Origin of the sequence: Roseibium sp., assembly GCF_051016195.1 — a bacterium.
In the GTDB taxonomy this organism is placed as follows: domain Bacteria; phylum Pseudomonadota; class Alphaproteobacteria; order Rhizobiales; family Stappiaceae; genus Roseibium.
On record NZ_CP134616.1, the window covers coordinates 3,803,897 to 3,823,916 of the forward strand.

Genomic DNA, 20,020 nt, shown 5'->3' on the forward strand with positions numbered 1-20,020 from the left:
GCGAATTGAAAGGTGAGTCAAGAGCGTTTCCCGGCAATCCATTTAAATCGATTTAAAAAATATTTTAAGCCATTGTTTTTGCTGGTATTTTTTTATAGTGATCAAATGATGTGCGGAAACGCTTGCTTTCGCCCAATATGGGAGCATAGCATTGTGGTCAAAGTAAACAAGAGTTTGGTACAACCAATTGGCCACTGCCACGATGCCGGACAAACAGGGAGAAAAACGGGCGGCGGACACGATCGTGACCGCGCTTGAAGCCCGTATCGCGTCGGGTGAATTGGCGAACAACAAGCCATTGCCGCCCGAACGCGATCTCATGGAAGAGTTCGGTACGTCGAGGACCGTCGTGCGCGAGGCGATCTCGGCGCTTGCCAATCGCGGGCTGATAGAGTTGCGGCCGAGATTCAGGCCCGTTGTGCGCAGGCCCGACTACGGCACGCTTCTCAACGCCACGGGCACAATCGTGCGCTATCTCCTGAACGAACCGGGCGGGGTTCAGAACCTTTATCAAAGCAGGGTTTTTATCGAACGCGGCCTTGTCAGAGACGCTGCGCTCAACGCCACGAAGGAGCATATTTCCGATCTGAAGGCCGCGCTCCTGGCCAACGAAAAGGCGCTTGATAACTCCGAGGAGTTTTTCCGGACGGACATCGCCTTTCACGGTGTTCTCTATCGCATTGGCAGCAACCCGATCTTTCCGGCATTGCATGAGGGCTTCACGGCCTGGCTGTCGCCGAACTGGGCACGCATGACACGCTCGGATGATCACAACCGATCCGTCTATATGGATCACAAGGCCATTTATGATGCGATCCTCGAGAGGGATCCGGCCCGTGCCGAGGAAGCTCTTGTCTCGCATCTGAGCGCGGCCTGGAAATATGTGGAGGAGACGTTCTAGCAAAGCGTCATGCCAGCCGGCTTCCTGCAGCGTCGCGAGGATGTGTTCAGGAACCGGCATGAGGGCTCGATTTGGGCAGCGGGTGTCTTCCGGACCCGCCCGGCGCTGGTAACTCTGAAGGGGAGCCATCGCTTGAAATCCCGCATATCGATGCCGGCAGGTCAACGCCCTGCCGGCCTATCTCGTTGTGCAACCGGAGGATTTTGGATGCAAAAGACAGGTGTGATCGGATTGGGTGACATGGGCTCGGGGCTCGCGAAGAACCTGATCGCAAACGGATTTGAAACCAGGGGATTTGATCTTTCTCCCGACCGGATGAACGCGTTCGAGGCGATGGGCGGAACCCTTGCGGCGAGCGCGGGTGATGTCGGCAACGGAGCGGACGCGGTCTTCGTGATGGTGATGAATGGCGACCAGGTCAAGGACGTCATTTTCGGCGAAGGCGGATTGCGCCAGACCATGGCGCCGGGAAGCGTCATAATCCTGACGGCCACCGTCAAGCCGCGGGAAGGCCGCGAGATTGGTGCATTGCTCGAAGGCAGCGGTATCCACCTGATCGACAGTCCCGTCTCGGGCGGTTTTCCGGGTGCGCAGGGCGGCACGCTGACCATGATGGCGGCTGCGCCCGACGCTGTTCTGGATACGTTCAAGCCGGTGATGGAAGCCGTCTCGGCAAACATACATCGCGTGGGAACAAGCGCCGGTGACGGCCAGACGGTCAAGGCGTGCCTTCAGTCGCTGATCGGCTCGCAATTCTCCGCAACCTTCGAAGCCGCAGCACTGGCGGCGAAGGCGGGTGTGCCCGGGCAGGTGATCCTCGATGTGTTTTCCACCTCGTCGGCCGGATGCGGGGTGGTCAACAACGCGCTCCAGAAAATCATAGACCGCCAGTTCGAGGGAACCGGGAGTCATATCAACACGATGCACAAGGATCTTACCATTTCGATGAACCTTGGCGAGGAACTCGGCGTGCCGCTTCACACGGCCGCTGCCGCGATGCAGATTTTCCACGCGGGCAAGACGAAGTATCCGAATGGCGACAACTGGATCTGCACGCGCGTGATCGAGGAGATTATCGGGGCTGAACTCCATCGCGAGGAGGCCAAGAAAGCATGAAACTCGGTGTCATTTGCGACGGAATCAGTCGTGATCTCGGTCACGCACTGACCGTGATGGACGAGTTCGGCCTGGACTATGCCGAACTGCAGTTTGTCGGAGAAAAAGAGGTTGGCGATCATTCAAGCCAGGAGATCGCCACGATCAAGGCTCTCTTGGAGACGCACGGCAAGCCGGTCAGTTGTCTGTCCCGGCACGTCTTTGCCGGATTGACCACGGCGAACAAGCCGGGAGATCCACTCCATGCAACGCATATGGATGCGTTGAAGCGTGTCATGGACATGGCGCATGAACTCGGTTCGCCGCTGGTCCGGATCATGACCAACAAGAAGGAACAGATCCTTTGGGGCAAGGGCGGCGCTGAAAAGTGGAACGTCGCCAAGGGGGCGTGGGAGGCAACGCTTCCCCTTATCGCACCGGCGGTCGAGCTTGCACGATCGCAAGGACTGACGCTAGCCGTGGAAACCGGCAACGGTACGATGGTCAATTCCAACTACACCGCGCGCAAGCTGATCGACGACCTCGATGCCAAGGATGCGCTCAAGGTCCTTTGGGATCCGGCCAACAATTGCTGGTGCCACGAGCAGGCTTTTCCGGACGGCTATGATGAGGTGAAAGACGGCTACCTTGGCCACGTGCACATAAAGGATGTGCTTGTCGACACGCCGCGGGCGACACTTGAAGTCAGGCGGATGGGCGAGGGGCAACTCGCGGATCAGTTTGCGCCGATGGCCGCGGCCCTGAAGGCAGATGCCTATGACGGCGTGATTTCCTTCGAGAGCGTCTACCATCCGGGCAATGGTGACTTCGAGGCCGGCTTCCGCCTCGGCATCGACCGGTTCAAGGATCTTTTCGGGTAGATATTACCTTTCAACGGTCAAGTGCCCGGCGCTGAACATGGTGCCGGGCATTTCAACAGACACACCTTTCAGGCGTTGCCGAGTTCGGCAATCAACTCGTCCGTCGTGACCTGCCGGCAGTATCCCTTGATGGTTTTCAGCGAGTTGTCGTGTCTTTCCCGGGTGTAGGTCAGGCAGGCGTCGGTGACCTGGGTGACGAGGTAGCCGAGATCGCAGGCATCGCGGATCGCGCTCTCCACGCACTGATCGGTGACGATGCCGCTGATCACGAGCTGCCGGATACCAAGATTGCCGAGCACGTAGTGGATATGCGTGGAGACAAAAACGGAAGACGAGGATTTGGGAAAAAGGATCTCGTCGTCTCCCGGTTCCAGTTCGTCAATGACCTTCCCGTCCCAGGAACCCTTGGGCACATTGAAGCCGGTAATCTTGTAGTCAAGGCTGCGGTCGCGACCGTCTTTCGTGAGGCTTTCGATCGTCGTGTAAATCACTTCGATATTGCTCTTGCGGCAGGCCTTCTGAAGCCGTTGCATGTTGGGCACCACGCGGGCCTTCATTTCCGAAAAGAACCAGCCGTATTTCCGGTCGAACTCCTGGTGGGAAAGTCCCTCGAATTCCGCGCCCCTGCGATGTGCGGCAAAATTCTGGACGTCAATGAAAAGCAGACCGGACTGTTCCGGTACAAGCGGGACTTCGCGGGTCAGCATCATTTCCTTTTCTCCAGGACGTCCCTGAAGGCGGCCGTCAGATGACCGGCCCAGAGATCCTGGCCTTTCTCGGTGTCGATAAGATCGTTGCGGATTTCAATCAGGCAGTGGGCAAGACCGCGCGGCTCTGCGTGACGCGGGATGAACCAGTCGCTGTCCTCCTCGATCATGTAGGGAACATTCTTGCCGACAAGCAACCGGTTGTCGCGTCCTTGCATGGTGGCCGCAATGATTTCGGCGGTTTCGGGGTCCGTTCTTGACAGGAGGCCGAGATGCCAGGGGCGGTGTTTGCCCAGATAGACCGGTGTAAAGGAATGGATGGCAAAGGCCGCCCGTTTCGGTCGTTCATCCAGTATTGCGGTGAGCGCGGCATCGTAGGGGTCAAAGATCATTCGCTTGCGGATGCTCCGTTCCCCGGGCGAAAGGTTCTTGTTGCCGGGGATCGCGATGTCCTCGCTCACTTCAGGTGTCGCGTCAGGTGCTTCGAAGGGACGGTTGCAGTCATAGACGAGCCGTGAGTAGCGCTGCTTTATCAGATCCGCGCCGAGATTTGCCGCAATTCGCTCGGAGACGGCGAGAGCACCGATATCCCAGGCAATATGCCGGTCCAGATCCTCCGGTGACAGTCCGAGCGTCCCAAGCCTTTCCGGAATGGCGCGCCCGGCATGTTCACACACAAGCACCACGTCTGCGTCCACTCGTCCCTTGATGCACTCGACCGGTTCCGGGTCCGCGTCAGAGAGGAAGGTTTTGCCCATATTTTCCGCGGAATATGCCGCTTCCTTGAGCATGTGAAGCTCCAGAGGGGTTTTGATAATCTTTTTTCATTTCGTCACAAATAGGAAAGCTTGACAAGATTTTTTTATAAGCTCACTGTGCATGCCATGGTGGCTCAAAGCACAATCCGTGATCTGATAACCGGGACGTCGGAGGCGTTGACCGGTGCGGAGCGCAAGCTCTCGACGACGCTCTTGTCGGACTATCCCTTTGCCGGTCTGGAGCCCATCCAGGTTCTTGCCGAACGCACGGGTATTTCGTCTCCGTCGATCTCGCGTTTCGTGTCGAAACTCGGGTTTCAGGGCTATCAGGACTTTCAGCGCAGGCTGATCCAGGAGCTTAAAGCGAGCCAGCGTTCACCGATCGAACTGATGGTGGTCGAGCGCGAGGTCGATGGTTCGTTTCTGGGAGATTTCACAAGGCGGGCCAATGCCCTCATCGATGAAATGGCGCAGAGCATCACCGATGCACAGTTCGAACGCGTGTGCGGCCTCCTGAGCGATCCGGGCCGACGGATTTTCGTCATGGGTGGGCGCGTGAGTGATCTTGTGGCTCAGCATCTCAGCCGCCACCTGAAGCGGCTGCGCGACGATGTCTTTCATATCGACCCGGACCCGGAAACATGGCCCGACAGCCTCCTGAAAATGCGCGGCAAGGACGTGCTCTTCGTTGTCGATTTCCGCCGATACCAGAAAACGGTCACCGATCTTGCAAAGCTGGCGGCCACCGGAAGAAAGGCGAATGTCGTTGTGCTCACGGACAAGTGGCTCTCGCCCGCCGTGACCCACGCGCGCGAAACGCTCGCCGTACCGGTTGAGAGCGGCACCGTCTGGGACAGCTACGCCGCCGGGTTCACGCTGATGGAGGCGATCATGACGCGGGTCGCCGAGACGGACTGGACCAAACACAGCAAGCGCGTGTCGGCGTGGGATGCCCTTACGGAGGGGAGGCAGGAACTCAGACATGATACGTAAGCCGATGATATTCGCCGCGGCATCCGATCTGTCCGGAAAGACGCGCGGCAAGGCCTTCCCGGCGGACCAGCTGAACAAGCGGCGCGAGCGCGGGATGGGCTGGGTTCCGACGAATGTGCAGATCACCTGTTTCGACACCATTGCCGACAGCCCCTTCGGATCATTCGGTGATCTTGCTCTCGTCCCCGATCAGTCCGCCGATGTCAACGTCGACTTCGAAGACGGCGCGCCGGCGGAGCGCTTCATGCTTTCTGACATCCGGACACTGGACGGCCAGCCCTGGGGGTTTTGTACGCGCTCGATCCTGCGCGCTGCCCTGTCGCGCCTGAAGGACCTGACCGGCGCCCGACTGCTCGCTGCATTTGAACATGAATTCCAGTTCGCCAGCGGGTCGACCCTGATGCACCAGGGCTTCGGATTGCAGGGGCATGCCGAGCATGCCGGTTTTGCCGAAACACTGATGGCGGCTCTTGAGCAGGCCGGCCTGACGCCCGACAGTTTCATCTGCGAATATGGACCCGACCAGTTCGAGGTGACCGTCGCACCGGAAGAGGGTGTGAAAGCGGCCGATGCGGCGGTGATCACGCGCGAATTGACCCGGATGACCGCGCGCAGGTTCGAGCAGAGGGCGACGTTCACACCCATTCGCGATGTGTCGAGCGTCGGCAATGGCGTTCACATCCACATGAGCTTCGTGGGCGATAGCGGACCGCTGACCTACGATGCGGCGGGCGCGCACGGGCTTTCGGCCCTGACGGCTTCGTTTGCCGCCGGCGTCCTCAAATATCTCGAAAGCATTCTCGCGCTTACGGCACCGTCCGTCATTTCCTATGAGCGTCTGACACCGCACCGGTGGAGCGCGGCCTACAACAATCTTGGTCTCCAGGACCGCGAGGCAAGCCTGCGTATCTGTCCGGTGACGGCGAAGGATCCAGACACAATTGCCCGCCAGTTCAACATCGAATACCGGGCCGGGGACGCTGCAGCTTCGCCGCACCTGGCACTTGCGGCAATCGTTCACGCGGGGTGTCAGGGGATCGAGGAAAAGCTCGCGGCACCGCAAGTAACGGAAGAGGATCTCTCATTTCTGAGCGAGGAGGAACTTGGTCAGAGAGGTTTCGTGCGGCTGCCCGAAACACTTGAAGACGCGCTTCACCGGTTTGCGGGCAACGAGGTCGTGACCAACTGGTTCGACCCGGACTTCGCTTCTGTTTACGTGGCGCACAAGAAGGCGGAAGCCGCCTTTCTTGAGGGCAGGGACACAGCGCAAAAGTGCGCCGCTTACGAGGATGTCTATTAATGCTCGTGCTCAACGACATTTCGAAACAGTTTGGCGGCGTCAGAGCCGTCAGCGACGTGAGTTTCGAGGTGGCAGCGGGCGAAGTGCGTGGTCTCATCGGACCGAATGGGGCTGGAAAAACCACCCTGATCAATCTGATTTCCGGGCTACTGACGCCGTCCAGCGGCACCATGTCCCTTGCGGGCGACATTCTGGACGGGACGGGTGCGGCAGCCAGAACCCGAAAGGGAATTGCCCGGACGTTCCAGAACCTGCGCATCTTTGAAAACCTGTCCGTCGGACAGAACATTGAAGTTGCCCAGATTACCGCGCGCTCCGAAGGACACGAAGACAGCGCTGCGGTTGCCGAGGCTGTCGAGCGGTTCGACCTGGCGGGCAAGCTGAACATGCCGGCAAACGCGCTGTCTTACGGACATCTCCGGCGTTTGGAAATCGTGCGCGCACTCGCACTCAACCCCAAGGTTCTGATGCTCGACGAACCGGCAGCCGGAATGAACGAGCAGGAGACACAAGAGCTGGCCGAAGCACTCGACTGGGTCAAGACCCGCTTCGGCTGCGCCACACTGGTCATCGATCACGATCTCAAATTCATCATGACGCTCTGCGACAGGATCACGGTCCTGAACATGGGAGCCGTGATCGCTGAAGGTACGCCCCGAGAGATAACAACAAACCAGGATGTCATAGATGCCTATCTGGGCGAGGACCATTCCAATGCCGCGTGACGCGGCGCAAAACAGGAGAGGGACAGTGAAGAAAATCGGACTTACACTCGCCGGGCTCGCAGTTGCTGCCACACCGGCTTTTGCCGCGGATACGGTCAAGATCGGTCTCGCGGTTCCAATGACCGGGGACTATGCACCTTATTCGGAGTTTCAGGGTGCAAAGTGCATGGCGGAAAAGATCAACGCGGACGGTGGCATCAACGGCATGCCGATCGAATTGTTCATCCAGGACACGGGCTCGGACACGCAGACAGCTGTCTCGCTTGCCCAGAAGTTCCTGGACGACGGTGTGGTCATGCTCGGCACCATTCCGTTTTCCGACACGATGATACCGGTCGCTCAGGTGGCCGCCGGATACGGCGTGTCGATTTTCCAGCCGCAATCGACGCAGGTGGAAATGCATGCCGGGATCGTCGACAACTTCTTTACCGGCGTTTCGCCCGACCCGTTCACGGCGACGGCGGCGGCCAACCACGCCCTCAAGCAGGGTGTGAAAAACGTCGTCCTGTTCACATCGGATGAAGGCGGCTCCTGGTCGGCGCGCACGCCGCTCTGGTTTGGTGACGTGATCGAGGCAAATGGCGGCAAGGTCCAGGCCAAGCTCAATTTCAGCTTCGGAACATCCGACTGGTCGCCGCAAGTCGCCGAGATCAAGGCGCTGGATACACCACCCGACGCAGTCTACATCTCGTCGATCATGCCCGATGTCGGCGTGCTCGTGCGCCAGTTGCGCAGCGCTGGCATCGACGCATGGGTCATTGGGTCTGATGGTTTTGACGATCCTTCTCTTGACGCGATCGGGTCCGACGATCCAAGCCTTCTGGACAAGGTCTTCTTCGCAACGCTCGCACCCAGCCACGCGGACAGCGCGGTCGTCAAATTCATGAAGGAATGCGAGGACATGGGCTTCGAGGTCGGCGGTCTTTTTCCGGCAACGGGAGCGGACACGATCATGGCGGTGAAGTTCGGTGTTGAAGCCGCCGGCAGCCTTGACCCGGCTGCGGTCTCGGACGCCATCCGGTCCGCCGACAGCGTCCCGGTTCTGACGGTGGATTCGATTTCGTTCAAGGATACCAAGACCTACGCTCAGCGAACGATCCCGGTCATCGGTTTCAAGGACGGCAAGCGCGTTCTGATCACGAACGACATTCCGGCCAACGTTCCGACGGACTGGAACTGACGACACCGGCGCGGCCTTCTGTTGACGATGGCCGCGCCAGCCAGGCGGACCGAATGCTCACCATCCAGGATCTCCACGTCTTTCACGGACCGATCGAAGCGGTTCATGGCATTTCCCTCAACGTGGAAAAGGGCAAGTGCATTTCGCTTCTGGGGCCGAACGGCGCCGGGAAAACATCGACCATCTCAGCCATCACCGGAATCGCGCGCGCGACCGGGTCGATCCGGTTCGAGGATCGCGAGATTTCAGGCGATAGCGTCGAGGCGCGCATTGCCTCGGGCATCGCGGTCTCTCCGGAAGGACGGCGAATTTTCTCCAACCTGACAATCCTGGAAAATCTGAAGCTGGGCGCGGCGCTGCAGAAGGACCAAACGGAGAAGGGCAAGGACATCGAGCATTGGTTTTCGCTCTTCCCCATCCTGGCCGAGCGCAGGGAGCAGGCAGCCGGCACGCTGTCCGGAGGCGAACAACAGATGCTGGCGATTGCCCGGGCGCTGATGGCGAGACCGAAGATCCTGCTTCTGGACGAGCCGAGCCTGGGTCTTGCGCCGAAGATCGTCCGGCGGATCTTTGATCTGATCGGCACATTGAAAGATCAGGGCATGACAATTCTGCTCGTTGAGCAAAATGCGACGCAGGCGCTCAAGCTGGCGGATTACGCCTACCTGATGAGTTCGGGCCGGATCGTTGCGCATGGAACCGCCGAAGACCTTGGAAAGAGCGACAAGCTGATGGCAGAGCTTACGGGGGTCGCCTGATATGGAATATGTCATTCAGCAGGTTCTGAACGCACTCAGTTTCGGTGCCGAGTACGCACTGCTGGCCCTCGGTCTTGCCATCGTTTTTTCGATCATGGGACTGGTGAATTTCGCCCATGGCGAGATCATTGCGGTCGGGGGCTACACCATGGTCGCCTTCGCATCGCTCGCCATCGGCAATCCGGTGATCGTGATGGGCGGCGCGGTGATTGCGGCAATGCTGGCCTCACTCACGCTGGAGCGGGTCGCCTTTCGGCCCGTGCGCAAGGCCGATCCAACAACCGGGCTATTGACCGCCTTCGGTGTCTCCATCGTTCTTCAGAACGTTTTCCTGATGTTCGTGTCACCGCGTCCGATTGCCGTGACCTCGCTCTATTTTCTCGACTGGCCGATCGAGATCGCCGGAATACGTCTTGCCTCGCTCCAGGTTTTCGAGACGCTCACAACGATCGTCGTCATCGTCGCCCTGATGCTGTTTCTGCGCCGCACCGTTCTCGGGCTGGCAGTGCGGGCAGCGTCTCTCGACTTTGAGATGGTGAGGCTCACCGGCATCAAGGCCAACCGCGTGTTTGCGATGGCGTTTCTGATCTCGGGCCTTCTTGCCGGGCTTGCCTGCATCTTCATCATGGCCCGGCGCGGCAGTGTCGATCCGCATCTGGGCTTCGACCCTGTTCTGAAGGCGTTTGTCGCCTGTGTGGTCGGCGGTTTCGGAAGTCTGCCGGGCGCTGTTCTCGGCGGGTTTCTGCTCGGAGCCGTCGAGGTGGCGATGCTGGTGATGCTGCCCCAAAGCCTCGGGGGCATGACCGATGCCTTCGTGTTCATGATCGTGGCGCTGATCCTTATCTGGCGGCCGGACGGCATATTGTCTCCGGCCGTCGAGAAGGGAGACAAGCTGTGATCCGGCTGAACCAGAGCCAGCGATCCGGACTGGTCGGGGCTGCGTTGCTGGCCGCCGTGCTGGTTGTGATCGGCGTGGCGACGCTTTATTTCGGATCGCGCTACCAGGTCCGGCTCGTTTACTCGGCCTATGTCAATCTGATTGTCGTTCTCGGCCTGCAGGTATTCATGGGAAATGCGCGGATCACCAATCTCTCGCACAGCGCCTTCATGGGGGTCGGGGCCTATGCCGCGGCCCTGTGCGTCACGCCGGAAAACATCAAGAAGATTTCGTTGCCCGCGGCTCCCTGGGGGCTCGCCGACTTTTCGCTGGACCCGGTCCTTTCCGCCGCCATCGCCATCGTGATAACTGCGGTCCTGGCCTTTCTTCTCGGCCTCTTCATCGTCCGGCTAACCAGCATAGGCGCCACCATCGTGACGCTTGCTGTTCTGGTAATCGTGCATGCGGTCTTTTTGTACCGGACGGATATCTTCAAGGGAAATCAGGCGTTTTTCGGAATTCCCCAGGTGTTCGACCTGAGCTCGGTGGTGGCTGTCTCGATCGTGGCGGTGGTTGTGTGCCGGCTGTTCCGGGAGAGCCGATGGGGTATCCAGCTCAGGGCCAGCGCCGACGACGAGGTTGGCGCGGCCGCGATGGGGGTGGAGATCTACAAGCTGCGCCTGATCGCCTGGGTGCTGGGCGCGGTTATCCTGGCAGTTGCCGGTATCTGTTATGCCTATTTCCTCGGTACGATTTCCGCCCGGCCGTTCTATTTCAATCATGTTTTCCTGACACTTGCGATGCTGATCCTGGGCGGCATGCGAACCGTTACCGGGGCAGTCCTTGGAACTTTCCTGATTTCATTCGGTCTGGAAGGCGTCAGGTATCTGGAAACCGGGCCCGTCCTGCTTGGCATCGAACTGCCCGAGGCGCTCGGGCTCTCCGGGATCGCACTCGGTGCGGTCATCGTCTTGACAATGGCGCTCAGACCGACGGGTATCATGGGGAACCGGGAAATCGAAACATTGTTCGTTCGCAAGACTTTCTAGGAGGAAGACGTGGCCTGCAATCATACGATCCACAAGCACGCGCACCACTTCGGCTGGGACAATTCGATTGATCCGATCCTCAGCGTTGCGCCCGGCGAAACCATTGAGCTGGAAACGATTGACAGCTCGGGCGGGCAGTTCAATGCGAATTCGACGGTTGCCGATCTCGGCAATCTGAGCTTCGACAAGGTCAACCCGGTCACGGGGCCGGTCTTCATCGAGGGGGCCGAGCCGGGCGACGCCGTGGCGATCACCTTTCTTGATTTCAAACCGTCCGGCTGGGGCTGGACTGCCAATATCCCCGGTTTCGGACTGCTCACAGACCAGTTTCCGGATCCGGCGCTGCATATCTGGACGTATGATTCCGTCTCCATGAAACCCGCGCTCTATGGGCCGGGTGGGGCCGTTCCCCTGAAACCCTTCGTCGGTACGATCGGGCTGGCGCTTGCCGAACCCGGTCTGCATTCGGTGGTGCCGCCGCGCCGGGTTGGCGGCAATCTGGACATCCGGGATAATTCAGTCGGGACAACGCTTTACCTGCCCGTCGAGGTTGCCGGCGGCATGCTTTCGCTCGGCGACACCCATGCTGCGCAGGGCGACGGCGAAATCTGCGGAACGGCGATCGAAAGTCCGATGGACGTCGCGATAAAGGTGGACCTGATCAAACAGGCGAACTACCCGTTTCCCCGCTTTGAAACGAACGGACCGGTGACACGGCATTTCGATGCGAAGGGCTACAAGGCGACGACCGGCATCGGAGAAGATCTGATGCAGGCGGCACGCGACGCGGTGTCGGGCATGGTTGACTGGGTTTGTAAAACGACCGGGATGAGCGCGCTTGACGCCTATATGCTGTGCTCGGTCTGCGGTGATCTTCGCATCTCGGAAATCGTCGACATGCCCAATTGGACCGTTTCCTTCTATTTTCCCAAGAGCGTGCTGGACTGACATAGGTGCCGAAGTTAATTTTGGCGTAATGCCCTTTTCGCGTCGCGCGATCCCAAACTTGGTGGAAGCCCATTCAGGTTTAACTCTACGTATGCATTGAGCCTGCCTTTGCGGAAAAAAATCCTGTTTAAGGCGTTGACGCGGCGTCTATTCCTGAACCGACTCTGATAACATCCGGCCCAGTTGTCGCAACCAGCGCGGTGGGGCCGGTTGTTGACCGACGCGCAATACCGAGTTGCAGATCGTGTAATCGGACGTCAATCGGGCTGAAAGATCCATGCAAAGACTGGATTTTGAGTTGGACAAGGCTCAGGTCAAGCGCGCCTGGGGCGTGATCGACCGGGAGTTTCAGTCTCTCGGCCTTGTTCTGCGGCGAGGTTCCGATTTCGACCTGATTGAAGCCATGGCTGCGGAGAGCGGATTTCCACCGCTTGAAGGCCACTTCACACCGACGCTGAACACCTACACGCCGTCACAGGCCTTCTGGCTAGCGCTGACCGACAAGGACGGCAAGCTGGCTGGCCGGGTCTGCGCGCGCTTCGACAGAATGGAGTATCCGATGACGCTCACGGATTTCTGGCGGAAGTATTTTCACCGCTGTTATCCGAATGCGCTCGGAGGGCAGGTTGTCCTGGAAGAGGACCAGCCGCGCGTTGGACGGCGGATCACCGGTGATGTCGTCTATCTGGGTGGAACCTATGTCGCCCGCGAATGGAGACGCCACAAACTGGGTGGACTGCTGAACCAGCTCGCCCAGATCGAGGCGTTGCACGACTGGGGAGCCGGTTTCTACTATGGCTGGATCCAGGGCCACACATTCCTGGACGGGTTCTGGCGCGAATGCGGGTTTACCAGATGCTCGCACCATGCATTGCGCTGGGCCGAACCGCTGCCTGGTACGCTGGATGCCAATCTGATTTTTGCCGGCAATAGCGTTGATGATGTGTGTGATCTGATAGATCGCGTCGCTCGTGGATTTCCAGCAATTCCATCAGACAGAATATTCTCACAATCCCCGAACGGGTCTCGAACCTGACCAGGAGCCGTTGCAGCGTCATGTCGGGAACGCCGGCACCAAGGCGGTTCCCGGTCCGCTGAATGTCCAGCCAAGGATCACCCCTGAAGACGGTCTGATATCCGTCTGCGACCCCCTTGCGGTAGACTTGCGGAAGGAAGCTGGTTGCCGGTTTTTGCGCTTCCGGGTCCAGAGCATGGGGAAAGAACCGCCTGAAGGTGGTTTCCTTGCCCGCAAACGTGATCGTCGGCACGTCGCCCGGATTGGCAGAGGGAAGCGTGAGAAGGAGCCAAGGGCTCAACTTCGTCATCCGACTGTCCCGGATCATCACGCCTCGGTTTTCTTTCCAGGTGTTCAGCAGGAACTGGGCCCGCTCACCCGCCATACCGTTCTCAACGTTTGAGAGCGGAAGTGGCTCAACAAAGGTATTTTTGCTCATCTATCTGTCCAAAGGGTCCCGGGTTGGGCTGAAATCCGCGCTGAATTGCTTCGGCGAAAATATCGCCTCGGGCCTCAACGGCGAGTTCTGCACGCTCCGCATCCGTCAATAGACTGGTCTGGTCGTGATTGAACATGTTGAAACAATGAAAGTCCAGCAGATACAGGCAGTCGTATCTGGCTGCAATTTCAAATAGTTCGAGGAACTCGAGCTGTTCGTTCGTAAATTCTTGCACACTCATGTTTTCTACCGTTTATTTTTTCAGTTTGACGAGAGCCTCATATACAAAGAAGACGCTTTCCAGAATTTCGAACTGGTTCATGCGCTGATGTTCCGGTTTCCGGTTGTTCTGTTCAACAACACTTTCCAGAGCCTTCAGGTATAGCTCCTTGTCCAGGCTCTGGCGATCCCGGCTCGCTTCCGGGGGGACCTCACCGGGCAGCGGCGCTTTCAATTCCCTTGACAGCAACAGCATGTGTTCTGCGCTGAGGGCCTGTTTTCCCTTGCGAATTCGCGACACGGATGCTGGCGTGAGGCGCAGCAGATCCGCAACCTCGGTGTTCTTCATTCCGCTGGCCTCGATGGCATTGTTTGCCCAGGTTGTAACGTCGAAGCCGTTTTCACCCGCAGGTGATTCCATGTTACGCGTCCCGTAAGATTTGTTACCAAACTCTTAACGAATATTACGTGATGCGACACAAAATGCAATGTCAGACTCTCCCTGGGGAAGGGCGATCCACCAGGAAACTGCGATTGTGCTTAACGGCGCGGAGGAATTTGTGACCGGCCGGTTACTGCGGCACAGAGAACAAGGCAAAAGGCGCATTCGCTTCAGTTGATGCCTGTCATGTCAATCCAGGGCGCTCGAAGCTTGCGGATTGGCGTTGACATCCGGCTGCCGGATGCATGCGTATTCTGATGGACAAAAATCGGATGCGGGCCCGCATCAAAGATGTGATGATGAAAGCCAACGACATCCCGAGGGTTGACCGGATGAAGCGTGTTATCGCCAGAATTGCAGTTGTTGTCTCCTTTTCGTTTTTGCTGCCCGCAGCAGTCCTTGCCGATGAAACGCTCGACAATGTCCGCTGGCTGTTGTCATCGCCCGAGAGACTGCCGCTGATCGTGGAAAAGCGGCGGAACGAAATTTCCGCTTTCTACAATTCCGATAATGCGCAACTGCTTTGGCTTGATCAGCCGCGCAGCCACGAGCTTACCAGCGAGATGCAACTGGCATATCTCCAGGGTCTTCGCCCCGAAGACTACCCGGCTGACGTGCTTGAAAATGCGGTTGCTTCGCTCAACAGTCTTTCGTCTCCTGCTGACATTGCCTGGGTCGAGTTGCTCTACACCGGTCACTTTCTGGACTATGCGCATGATTTGAGGGCAGGGCGCGTTTCGCCCCGTGTGCTTTATCCGGACGCTTACATGCCCTCCAACTCGATCGATACGCTTGACGCGTTGTCGAGGCTGACGTCATCGGAGGAAATGTCGGCGTTCATCGACGTCTGGCAACCGCAGGACGATACCTACAGACGTCTCAAAGGTCATTTGCAGCACCTCTACGACATTCAGGATTCCGGCGGCTTCACTTTCCTGGACCCGAGTTCCGCCCCCGTTCCCGATCTGCGTCAGCGGCTCTTCGAAGACGGTTTCCTGGCGGAGGCATCTGACGATACGGCTTACGACAAACGCCTGGCCTTCGCAGTGGGGCAAGCGCATTTGCGTTACGGACTTGAGATTTCCGGCCAGGTCACACCCGGTCTGATCCGCGCACTCAATATACCCGTGGACCGGCGGATCGAGCAGTTAACCAACGCCCTGGAACGCATTCGGTGGCTTCCGAACGAGTACTCCCGGCTGCAGCTTTACGTGAACAAGGGTGAGAACACCTATGTGTTCCTCCAAGATGGACGGGTCATGCGCGAAGGGCAGGCCTATCCGAACTGCCCGGACAGGAACCACACGACACTTGCAACGACAATCGAGGCCGTCACCTTCCATCCGACCTGGCAGGTGCCGTGGGAGTTTTTCGGAAAGGAATTGCTGCCGCGCCTCAAGCAGGACCCCGAGCAGGTCGAGGCGGCCGGCTACTATCTGAAACGCAGCGGCGCCGACGTGCCGCTTGATGCGCTTCCCTGGAAGGAAGCCAGCCTGCGTGATATCGAGCGGGCAAGCAATCGTGAGCAGTATGCGCTGTATTTGCCGGCGTCCAGCGAGAATCCGCTGGGTCAATATGCCTACCGGCTCCGGCAGGAACAGAGGCTGCAACTCTTCGATCTCGCAGCCACGCCGGACGATGACCTTTTCTGCAATCCCTATTTGCCGAAAACAGCCTTCGGAATCGTCAACGGACTGGATATTCTCGGCCAGATCATCGAGCCGCGGGTGTTGCCCGCCGATGGGATCGAGGACCGGATTTCCAGGCAGGATACGGTCACGTTTCCAGCCCGAGGCGGTTTGATGGCGGTCGTTTCTCACCAGTCCGTCTGGGTCCAGAGACAGGGCCTGATCCGCTTCGGCAACGACCCCTATCTGGAAGACGCGCGCCTGACGGCTGCGCTGTCCGGGCGGCCAAAGCCCTGACTGTCCGATGCTTTCCTGCACGTGCGGGTCTGTTGCCGGATGGATTCGGGACGGCGCATTCAGGCAGCGGATGTCAAAGCAGCATGATCAGGGTGCCCGCGAGCGTGAGCAGCACGTTCGCCAGGGCATAGGTGCCGGCATATCCGAGCGCCGGAACCGTGCTCTTTGCCGCTTGCTGGACAATCCCGAGGGCGGGCGTGCTGGTCATGGCCCCCGTCAGCGCGCCCAGCAGAAGTGCCGGGTTCATGCCAAGGGCCAGCCGTCCGAAGACGTAACCGCACAGCAGCGGCAGGCACGTCACGATCACACCTGAAAGGAACAGGACAGGGCCGACGGACCCGATCGCATTGGCGATGCCGCCTCCGGCGTTCAGACCCACCCCGACCATGAACAGGAGCAGGCCGAGTTCCATCATGATAAACCGGGCAGCAGCAGGCATGCGACCGAACGTGGGACGGTTGGCGCGCAGGAAGCCAACGCAGATACCCGCGATAAGCAATCCCCCCGCTGTGCCGATGCCCACATCGATGTCACCGACCCTGACGGTGATCTGGCCAAGCAACAAGCCGAAGACGATGCCGGCGGCAAAGGTGAGCAGGTCTGTTTCAACGGCCTTTCGATCCTCTGCGCCGAGTTCGGCAATGGCCCTGTCGAGCGCCCGGCGCTCCCCGGTCAGGATCATGACATCGCCGCGCTGGGCAACGGTTCCGGGAGCCAGGGGAAGCTGGATCTGGGATCGTGTCATGCGCGTCAGGTAACAGCCATGACGTTCGTATATGCCGAGTTGTTCTAGGGATTTGCCGACGGCGTTCGGGTTCGTCACCACGACTTCGGCAACATCAACAACGGCATCGATCAGATCCCGGTCCAGGACTTCGGCACCAAGGCGATACTGGTCTCTTGCCCTTGCGTGTTCTTCCGGTGTCGCAAAAACGGCGACCTTGTCGCCGGCCTCGATCACCGTGTCTGGTTCGGGATCGATCAGCTCGGTTCCACGCTTGATCTTGTAGAGCGATCTGACGCTGATGTCCTTTGCGGACCGCGCGACCAGGGCCTGCGCGATCGTCAGACCCGTGACCTCAAGTTCGTCGATCAGGTAAGCACGCAGGATCGGGCGGTCGATCGTGTCCTCGACATTTTCCTGTTTGAAACCGCGCTCGCTGGCAAAGGTTTCCGCTGCTTCGGCAAGGTCGACCCGCAGAAGGTTCGGCAACAGTTTCACGACGAGGAGCAGACCCACCGTTCCGAAGATATAGGTGATCGCATAGGCGACGCTGATGCTTTCGATGAGGCTGTTTTGCGTTTGTCCGGCAGCGGGTGCCACAAGACCGGACGATACCGCGTTCTGCGCACCGACGAGTGTCGGCGTGCTTGTCAGGCTGCCTGCCATGAGGCCGGCGGAAAAGGAATTGGAGAGACCCGTCATCCAGGCAAGGCCAAGCACCAGGAGGAAGGATCCGCCTGCCATGAAAATCGTCAGAACAAGGTATTTCGGTCCGTCCTGACGCATCACGTTGAGGATCTGCGGTCCGGCCTGCCAGCCGACGGAATAAATGAACAGCGTGAAACCGATTGCCTGGACGATTGGGTCGATCGTGTAGCCATAGTGCCCGAACATGAGTGCACAAAGCAGCACGCCGCCGGTGACGCCGATTTCGAACCGTGCGACGCGTATGTTGCCGATGAGGTACCCGATCGCGATGATCGTGAAGATCACCAGCACCGAATCCTGCTGGAAGATCTGCGAAAAGTCGATGGTCATGTTTTGTCTTGTCTTGCGCGGAACCAATGCCGGACATCTCGGTGTGCTGCCGGTCAAATGCGCGCACTCGCGTGAAGTCGGCCCCTACTGATCGCCTCTTGCGTCAAAATAATGACGAGACGCGGACAATCAGCGCGGCCGGCAACCAATTGGCTGCGAAATGCGATCAATTGTGAAGGGCTGGATCAGGCGCTTTCCTGTTCGGGCTCGGGACGCTGCAGGTCCTGCTTTTTTGCCACTGCGTTCAGGTTACGGATTTCGCCTGATGCCGCGACCTCCTGCGTGGTGGCAAACCGCTCATGGTTCTGAGCCACCTTTGGCAGATCGTAGAGATAGTTCACCATGACGCCGGCCGATTGCGCACGGCCTTTGGGGGACGTGTCGGCAACGGCGTGAACGGCGTGGATCATGGCGCCGTTTCCGAGGTGAAAGCGGGCGACCGGATCCAGGGGTTGACCGTCGGACCGTTTCGCAGACATCAGATAGTAGGCAGCAAGTACCCGCAATTGCTTCGTGTCCACGCCCTCAAAGGCTATATTCTCCGCATCCAGCCACTTCGTCAGCCCCGGGATCGGAGACAAGGTGACGAAGGATCTCAGGCCCGGCAACTCGGCGGCCAAATCAGATGCGACCTGCTTGATCAGCGAATTTCCGAATGAGATCCCGGCGAGACCGGCCTGGCAGTTGGATATGGAATAAAAGACCGCCGTCTTCGCCGCATCTGCGGCGATGATCTCGCGCTCGTCGGTGAGAAGATCCTGAATGGAGCCGGGGATATCGCCGGTGAGCGCCACCTCGACAAAGATCAGCGGTTCGTCCGGCATCGTAGGGTGAAAAAATGCAAAACAGCGGCGGTCATCCGGCACCAGTCTGTGACGCAGATCTTCCCAACTGGCGATTTCATGCACGGATTCATAGGCGATGATCTTTTCCAGGATGTGCGCAGGGCTTTCCCAGCTGATCGGCCGCAGAACAAGAAAACCCCGGTTGAACCAGGATACGAACAGGTGCCTGAAATCCTGGTCAAGCGCCTGCAGTGTCGGGTCATCCTTGCCGAGCGCGAGCAGATCGGCCCGCATCCGCACAAGGATTTCGGTCGCTCCCGGGGTCTGATTCAAGCGCCTGATGAGTTCCTGCCGGTCCGGTTCGACGGCTGTCATGAACGCGCGATAGCTTTGCTTGCTCGGGTTCTTCTCGTAAGCATCGAGCGTGTTGCGCACCTTGTCGGGGTCAATGTTCATGTCGCTTGCCAGATGCCGGAAGAACGAGAGCTTTTCCGCGTCGTCCATTGCCTGGTAGCGCTTCAGGATGTGATTGGCCGCCGACAGCCCGGTGATCTCACCGGTTGCGCCGACAAGGGCAGTGATCAGTTCCTCCATCGAGCGGGAGTCCGGCTTGTCGAGCGCAGCTGCCAGATATCTGCGTTCGAAGATTGTCGACAGCAAGTCTCCAAGGATGGTCATCGTGTTCTCCAAGGGCCGTAAACGTCTCGACGCCGCAGCGGCGTTGTGCAGGGGCGCTTGTGCCAGGCGGATCCTGGCACCGGTTTCAAATCATAGGCCGAGCATCCTGCCTTGCCCAATTGTCCTTTCGGTGAGCCGCGGGATGATCGCCGGTCCGTCAGGTCAGGTCGACTTGTTTCGTGGAAAGACCGACGGAAAGCGTGAAACTGCCTTCGTTGATGAGCCAGCGGCGGATCGTGAATGTCCGCACGCCTTTCTTGTGCATCGGATCTTCGGCCGCATAGTTCCGTGCCTCTTCGAGCGAAGGTGCCCTGTAAATGATCATGCCTTCACCCTCGAGGGTCTCACCGGACATATCTGAGACGGGACCTGCGAATACGAGTTTGCCTTCCTGTTCCATCCTGGCCTGGTAGGCGAGATGATCGGGCAGGGTCCCGGGCAAATCGGCATCCGGTCCGGCAGGGACCGTGTTCACGATATAGAGTTCCAGGGCGAGGGATCCCCGTTCCTTGGCCATGCGTTTGTAGTCGTTCCATTTGGGCATGTGATATCTCCAATTTTTCTCACATTAAAAAAATCGATA

General features: G+C 58.8%; 20 protein-coding genes. 13 read left to right on the forward strand and 7 right to left on the reverse strand.

Annotation, left to right across the window (positions count from 1 at the left end; all coding sequences use genetic code 11):
* The first annotated feature begins 187 nt into the window (after nucleotides 1-187).
* From RDA78_RS17345 to RDA78_RS17355, 3 genes are all read left to right on the forward strand, one after another.
* Nucleotides 188-901 (forward strand): FCD domain-containing protein, encoded by a 714-nt coding sequence (locus RDA78_RS17345; RefSeq protein ID WP_434051067.1) that lies wholly within the window; start codon nucleotides 188-190, stop codon nucleotides 899-901.
* Nucleotides 902-1,108: 207 nt separating this feature from the next.
* Entirely contained in the window at nucleotides 1,109-2,017 is a 909-nt protein-coding gene (locus RDA78_RS17350) for an NAD(P)-dependent oxidoreductase (protein WP_434051068.1), read from the forward strand.
* Complete coding sequence (locus RDA78_RS17355) at nucleotides 2,014-2,877, forward strand: sugar phosphate isomerase/epimerase family protein (protein WP_434051069.1); 864 nt, start codon at nucleotides 2,014-2,016, stop codon at nucleotides 2,875-2,877. Before RDA78_RS17350 ends, RDA78_RS17355 begins: the two co-directional genes overlap by 4 nt.
* 68 nt (nucleotides 2,878-2,945) lie before the next feature.
* On the opposite strand, the gene RDA78_RS17360 is transcribed toward RDA78_RS17355, so the two are convergent.
* Both RDA78_RS17360 and RDA78_RS17365 read right to left on the reverse strand, forming a co-directional pair.
* Nucleotides 2,946-3,587 (reverse strand): isochorismatase family cysteine hydrolase, encoded by a 642-nt coding sequence (locus tag RDA78_RS17360; protein ID WP_434051070.1) that lies wholly within the window; start codon nucleotides 3,585-3,587, stop codon nucleotides 2,946-2,948.
* On the reverse strand, nucleotides 3,584-4,375 hold the full coding sequence (locus RDA78_RS17365) for an N-formylglutamate amidohydrolase (protein ID WP_434051071.1): 792 nt from the start codon (nucleotides 4,373-4,375) through the stop codon (nucleotides 3,584-3,586). Before RDA78_RS17365 ends, RDA78_RS17360 begins: the two co-directional genes overlap by 4 nt.
* 93 nt (nucleotides 4,376-4,468) lie before the next feature.
* Between RDA78_RS17365 and RDA78_RS17370 the strand changes: the two genes are divergently transcribed.
* From RDA78_RS17370 to RDA78_RS17410, 9 genes are all read left to right on the forward strand, one after another.
* Nucleotides 4,469-5,335 carry a MurR/RpiR family transcriptional regulator gene (locus RDA78_RS17370; RefSeq protein WP_434051072.1) on the forward strand — a complete coding sequence of 289 codons (867 nt, stop codon included), beginning with the start codon at nucleotides 4,469-4,471 and terminating at the stop codon, nucleotides 5,333-5,335.
* Nucleotides 5,325-6,635, forward strand: coding sequence for a glutamine synthetase (locus tag RDA78_RS17375; RefSeq protein WP_434051073.1), 1,311 nt, complete (start codon nucleotides 5,325-5,327; stop codon nucleotides 6,633-6,635). Before RDA78_RS17370 ends, RDA78_RS17375 begins: the two co-directional genes overlap by 11 nt.
* Nucleotides 6,635-7,360 carry an ABC transporter ATP-binding protein gene (locus RDA78_RS17380; RefSeq protein ID WP_434051074.1) on the forward strand — a complete coding sequence of 242 codons (726 nt, stop codon included), beginning with the start codon at nucleotides 6,635-6,637 and terminating at the stop codon, nucleotides 7,358-7,360. The genes RDA78_RS17375 and RDA78_RS17380 overlap by 1 nt, the downstream gene beginning before the upstream one ends.
* 25 nt (nucleotides 7,361-7,385) lie before the next feature.
* Nucleotides 7,386-8,540, forward strand: coding sequence for an ABC transporter substrate-binding protein (locus RDA78_RS17385; RefSeq protein WP_434051075.1), 1,155 nt, complete (start codon nucleotides 7,386-7,388; stop codon nucleotides 8,538-8,540).
* A gap of 53 nt (nucleotides 8,541-8,593) precedes the next feature.
* Nucleotides 8,594-9,298, forward strand: a complete 705-nt coding sequence (locus tag RDA78_RS17390) for an ABC transporter ATP-binding protein (protein ID WP_434051076.1) — start codon at nucleotides 8,594-8,596, stop codon at nucleotides 9,296-9,298.
* Between the two features lies 1 nt (nucleotide 9,299).
* Entirely contained in the window at nucleotides 9,300-10,196 is an 897-nt protein-coding gene (locus RDA78_RS17395) for a branched-chain amino acid ABC transporter permease (RefSeq protein WP_434051077.1), read from the forward strand.
* On the forward strand, nucleotides 10,193-11,224 hold the full coding sequence (locus RDA78_RS17400) for a branched-chain amino acid ABC transporter permease (RefSeq protein WP_434051078.1): 1,032 nt from the start codon (nucleotides 10,193-10,195) through the stop codon (nucleotides 11,222-11,224). The genes RDA78_RS17395 and RDA78_RS17400 overlap by 4 nt, the downstream gene beginning before the upstream one ends.
* 9 nt (nucleotides 11,225-11,233) lie before the next feature.
* Nucleotides 11,234-12,172: an acetamidase/formamidase family protein gene (locus tag RDA78_RS17405; RefSeq protein ID WP_434051079.1), complete on the forward strand. Its 939-nt coding sequence runs from the start codon at nucleotides 11,234-11,236 to the stop codon at nucleotides 12,170-12,172.
* A 277-nt stretch (nucleotides 12,173-12,449) separates the two neighbouring features.
* Entirely contained in the window at nucleotides 12,450-13,208 is a 759-nt protein-coding gene (locus RDA78_RS17410; protein ID WP_434051080.1) for a hypothetical protein, read from the forward strand.
* 395 nt (nucleotides 13,209-13,603) lie between these two features.
* Here the strand turns inward: RDA78_RS17410 and RDA78_RS17415 are convergent, their stop codons facing one another.
* Together RDA78_RS17415 and RDA78_RS17420 are read right to left on the reverse strand one after the other, a co-directional pair.
* Entirely contained in the window at nucleotides 13,604-13,867 is a 264-nt protein-coding gene (locus tag RDA78_RS17415) for a hypothetical protein (RefSeq protein WP_434051081.1), read from the reverse strand.
* A gap of 12 nt (nucleotides 13,868-13,879) precedes the next feature.
* Complete coding sequence (locus tag RDA78_RS17420; RefSeq protein WP_434051082.1) at nucleotides 13,880-14,266, reverse strand: helix-turn-helix domain-containing protein; 387 nt, start codon at nucleotides 14,264-14,266, stop codon at nucleotides 13,880-13,882.
* A 320-nt stretch (nucleotides 14,267-14,586) separates the two neighbouring features.
* On the opposite strand from RDA78_RS17420, the gene RDA78_RS17425 reads away from it, so the two are divergent.
* Nucleotides 14,587-16,212 carry a hypothetical protein gene (locus tag RDA78_RS17425; RefSeq protein ID WP_434051083.1) on the forward strand — a complete coding sequence of 542 codons (1,626 nt, stop codon included), beginning with the start codon at nucleotides 14,587-14,589 and terminating at the stop codon, nucleotides 16,210-16,212.
* Nucleotides 16,213-16,285: 73 nt separating this feature from the next.
* On the opposite strand, the gene RDA78_RS17430 is transcribed toward RDA78_RS17425, so the two are convergent.
* The 3 genes from RDA78_RS17430 to RDA78_RS17440 all read right to left on the reverse strand — a co-directional run bounded on the left by RDA78_RS17430 (nucleotide 16,286) and on the right by RDA78_RS17440 (nucleotide 19,981).
* A complete protein-coding gene (locus RDA78_RS17430; RefSeq protein WP_434051084.1) occupies nucleotides 16,286-17,974 on the reverse strand; it encodes an aspartate:alanine exchanger family transporter in 1,689 nt (562 codons plus the stop codon).
* Between the two features lie 185 nt (nucleotides 17,975-18,159).
* Complete coding sequence (locus tag RDA78_RS17435) at nucleotides 18,160-19,437, reverse strand: malonyl-CoA decarboxylase (RefSeq protein ID WP_434051085.1); 1,278 nt, start codon at nucleotides 19,435-19,437, stop codon at nucleotides 18,160-18,162.
* A 157-nt stretch (nucleotides 19,438-19,594) separates the two neighbouring features.
* Nucleotides 19,595-19,981 carry a YciI family protein gene (locus tag RDA78_RS17440; RefSeq protein ID WP_434051086.1) on the reverse strand — a complete coding sequence of 129 codons (387 nt, stop codon included), beginning with the start codon at nucleotides 19,979-19,981 and terminating at the stop codon, nucleotides 19,595-19,597.
* Between the last annotated feature and the right edge of the window lie 39 nt (nucleotides 19,982-20,020).

What these genes read in the sequence shown, in the direction of transcription:
- RDA78_RS17390 (WP_434051076.1), top strand. Translation starts at nt 8,594, where the DNA reads ATGCTCACCATCCAGGATCTCCACGTCTTTCACGGACCGATCGAAGCG.
- RDA78_RS17440 (WP_434051086.1), bottom strand. Translation starts at nt 19,981, where the DNA reads ATGCCCAAATGGAACGACTACAAACGCATGGCCAAGGAACGGGGATCC.
- RDA78_RS17435 (WP_434051085.1), bottom strand. Translation starts at nt 19,437, where the DNA reads ATGACCATCCTTGGAGACTTGCTGTCGACAATCTTCGAACGCAGATAT.
- RDA78_RS17350 (WP_434051068.1), top strand. Translation starts at nt 1,109, where the DNA reads ATGCAAAAGACAGGTGTGATCGGATTGGGTGACATGGGCTCGGGGCTC.
- RDA78_RS17365 (WP_434051071.1), bottom strand. Translation starts at nt 4,375, where the DNA reads ATGCTCAAGGAAGCGGCATATTCCGCGGAAAATATGGGCAAAACCTTC.
- RDA78_RS17425 (WP_434051083.1), top strand. Translation starts at nt 14,587, where the DNA reads ATGAAAGCCAACGACATCCCGAGGGTTGACCGGATGAAGCGTGTTATC.
- RDA78_RS17355 (WP_434051069.1), top strand. Translation starts at nt 2,014, where the DNA reads ATGAAACTCGGTGTCATTTGCGACGGAATCAGTCGTGATCTCGGTCAC.
- RDA78_RS17380 (WP_434051074.1), top strand. Translation starts at nt 6,635, where the DNA reads ATGCTCGTGCTCAACGACATTTCGAAACAGTTTGGCGGCGTCAGAGCC.
- RDA78_RS17360 (WP_434051070.1), bottom strand. Translation starts at nt 3,587, where the DNA reads ATGATGCTGACCCGCGAAGTCCCGCTTGTACCGGAACAGTCCGGTCTG.
- RDA78_RS17410 (WP_434051080.1), top strand. Translation starts at nt 12,450, where the DNA reads ATGCAAAGACTGGATTTTGAGTTGGACAAGGCTCAGGTCAAGCGCGCC.
- RDA78_RS17420 (WP_434051082.1), bottom strand. Translation starts at nt 14,266, where the DNA reads ATGGAATCACCTGCGGGTGAAAACGGCTTCGACGTTACAACCTGGGCA.
- RDA78_RS17415 (WP_434051081.1), bottom strand. Translation starts at nt 13,867, where the DNA reads ATGAGTGTGCAAGAATTTACGAACGAACAGCTCGAGTTCCTCGAACTA.
- RDA78_RS17430 (WP_434051084.1), bottom strand. Translation starts at nt 17,974, where the DNA reads ATGACCATCGACTTTTCGCAGATCTTCCAGCAGGATTCGGTGCTGGTG.
- RDA78_RS17375 (WP_434051073.1), top strand. Translation starts at nt 5,325, where the DNA reads ATGATACGTAAGCCGATGATATTCGCCGCGGCATCCGATCTGTCCGGA.
- RDA78_RS17370 (WP_434051072.1), top strand. Translation starts at nt 4,469, where the DNA reads ATGGTGGCTCAAAGCACAATCCGTGATCTGATAACCGGGACGTCGGAG.
- RDA78_RS17395 (WP_434051077.1), top strand. Translation starts at nt 9,300, where the DNA reads ATGGAATATGTCATTCAGCAGGTTCTGAACGCACTCAGTTTCGGTGCC.